The 2437-nt window shown below is 30.2% G+C and carries 5 protein-coding genes; all 5 read left to right on the top strand.

Translation table 11 applies throughout. The annotated features are described in order from the left end of the window. On the top strand, window positions 1-233 hold a 233-nt coding region (locus BGC07_RS20790), incomplete at its 5' end, for a hypothetical protein (protein WP_158006960.1). A gap of 32 nt (window positions 234-265) precedes the next feature. Next, complete coding sequence (locus tag BGC07_RS14505) at window positions 266-469, top strand: hypothetical protein (protein WP_139121716.1); 204 nt, start codon at window positions 266-268, stop codon at window positions 467-469. 510 nt (window positions 470-979) lie between these two features. After that, window positions 980-1462 (top strand): type IVB secretion system protein IcmW, encoded by a 483-nt coding sequence (gene icmW / locus BGC07_RS14510; RefSeq protein WP_069313678.1) that lies wholly within the window; start codon window positions 980-982, stop codon window positions 1460-1462. A gap of 1 nt (window position 1463) precedes the next feature. Further along, a complete protein-coding gene (locus BGC07_RS14515; protein ID WP_069313679.1) occupies window positions 1464-1688 on the top strand; it encodes a hypothetical protein in 225 nt (74 codons plus the stop codon). 70 nt (window positions 1689-1758) lie between these two features. Beyond that, the gene (locus BGC07_RS14520; RefSeq protein ID WP_069313680.1) at window positions 1759-2373 is read left to right on the top strand and encodes a hypothetical protein; all 615 of its coding nucleotides are present in this window, start codon (window positions 1759-1761) and stop codon (window positions 2371-2373) included. Window positions 2374-2437: the final 64 nt, after the last annotated feature.

Here is a 2437-nt window from a genome sequence, read left to right on the forward strand (position 1 = left end):
GGCTGGAAAAAAGCAAATTTTCTAGTAAAGCTGGAGATAGAGTATATTTTTCAAGTGAAGCTGAAGGCTTTAAAAATATTACAGGCAGAGGCGATTTTTTAAAGAAACTTGAAGGCAGCTGGGAATTAATTAATGATATAACAGGAAATAAGATATATTCTACATTAAAATTGCTGGAGTCTTTAGAAAGATCTATCCATAATCCGATTAAAAAAATATTAATGACACATTGAGAATATTTAATGATGAGTCTGTTGTTAAGTTTTTGAACGACCAACAAGGCATGTTAGATAAGATTAAAAATATTTTAAAAAACATTTTCTCTCTAAAGTGGCGATTAAATGAAACTCATGGGAAATCTAAAGTTAGGCATGTTAAGGAGCAACTAGGTACTTTTTATGAAGAATCTGTGAAAAATAATGAGGTTGAGATGACAGCAACAGAATTTAGTGAACCAAAAATCGAGTAGGATAAATTAAATGATGCATAATCATAAATAAATGCTGATTATTTCCATTTAAGTTTATGAAGAAAATATTACTATAATGGGCGTAAGGCCCATTATACGCTGTTTCTCACGAAGGTAAGTGACCGAGATTTTCTCTATGTGGTTATAAGTTTTATTTTATAAAAAATTAGATAAATCATACCCTTAAAGCAAGGTTACTGCCTGAACTCTTATAAAAAATATATAGTAATTTTGTAAATATAAATATTAGTAATTCTTACCCTAGTTTTAAATAGTCTTAATTTATATTATAAATACATGCAAAAATTTATAGAAGTGTAAGTGATTATAAAGATATATAATTTTTTGTTATCTAGAAGATGGTGAAATTCATGTGGAAATGGTGCTAAACTCTCGCCTTCTCGTGAGTGGCAGATTTTATAAAGGTTATTAGTTTTGGGTTGGGTGTTAGGCTTCATAGTTATTTAAGCTGGTATATAATTTTAAATTTATTGATTTGGTAGAAAAATTATGACTTCAAGTGATGAGTTATTTGATGACGATGATATAGAAGAAAGCATTGATGAAAGGATTGCTTCTTATTGGAAGAGCTATGAGAACAGTAATATTAATACCATTTTAATGAATTTGGAGGAAATTGAAGAGGGTCATTATGAAATTGATGAATACGGTAAAGATGGTTTTGTTAAATTACTATCGCTAACGAGTGAGCAAATAGATAGAGTTGATACTGATGACTTTATAGAAATGATGAATTCCTTGCCATCGTTATATATGCTATATCTTTTGCAGCATATAAAAGAGGTTAATGAAAAATACACATTTAATTTAATTAGTACAGTATCTTCTAATAAAAGTACGAATAAGAGTTATGAAAAATTTTATAAAAGAAATACACTTTTTGAAAAAATGCAGGTTATCTCAAGAATTTTTTCATCAGATCGTTTAAAAAAACTTACTGATATTACTGCTAGCCTTGATAAGGAGGTGTGATTTGTCTACAAATAAATTGATATGCGTAACACCATTTAAAGATCACCTTGAATATACAAATAATCTAAAAAATATGAGTTCTGAGGAGATAGAACAGTACTGTCAGATGATAGAAGAGCAACTATATTTAGGGAATAGCTTAAATAGAGGTTTGCAAGAGGACATACTAAAATTTGCTAAAAGCATTAAAAATGAGATTAATAGTGACTACGCATTTAACCCTTAATATGTTCAATGTAGAAAAAGTTGAGACTAGCGCACAATGATTTTTTATAAAAATTTTAAGGAAATAAATTTTGATTCGATTAAAATTATTTTTTAATGCTATATTTTTATCATGTTTTATGATTATTCCTGTGGCTATTTATGCAAAATGGGATGGTTATGATGTCTCTATTACAAATTTGACAAATATGAATGTTAGTATTTATGGATACGACGCACAATGTATGGATGGCTACTTAGATCATATAGTTCATTTAGACCCAGATGAAACTAGACAGAATGCCTATCATGAGGAAGAAAATGCGGGACATGGCAATCCATTCTCTGGATGTGTGTATGACCCAAGTAATTATAAAGTTAAAGCATATGTTGATGTTGCCCCTTACTTATGGGTGACTAGAGAGCTTTCAGTAAGTGAAGGCACTGGCTATTCAGGTGATTCGGATAGTAGTATTGGTAGAGTATTCAGGATTATTAGAGTCGGTGATAGGCATTTAGTGATTGTTTCAGGAACAGCTTACAAAAGCTGCGACTTAGAATATAAAAATAATGATATTGTTTGGAATTGTGGTAATGGTAGTGGTGGAACGGAGGAAAACTTTTCTAAATCAGTTGTCGGCGAGAATGGCTGTGCTTATTTATGGAACCATTATGGTAAGCTAACTTGCTCTGATACTCACATATAATTTTGATATATGTTAATTGCCTAGATAGCTTTATATAAAGCCAAGAGATGAATTGAGCTACCCC

Source organism: Piscirickettsia litoralis (assembly GCF_001720395.1).
GTDB lineage: Bacteria > Pseudomonadota > Gammaproteobacteria > Piscirickettsiales > Piscirickettsiaceae > Piscirickettsia > Piscirickettsia litoralis.

Bases quoted from the DNA above. Each gene is read 5' to 3' on its own strand.
- icmW (WP_069313678.1), top strand. From the start codon at position 980: ATGACTTCAAGTGATGAGTTATTTGATGACGATGATATAGAAGAAAGC.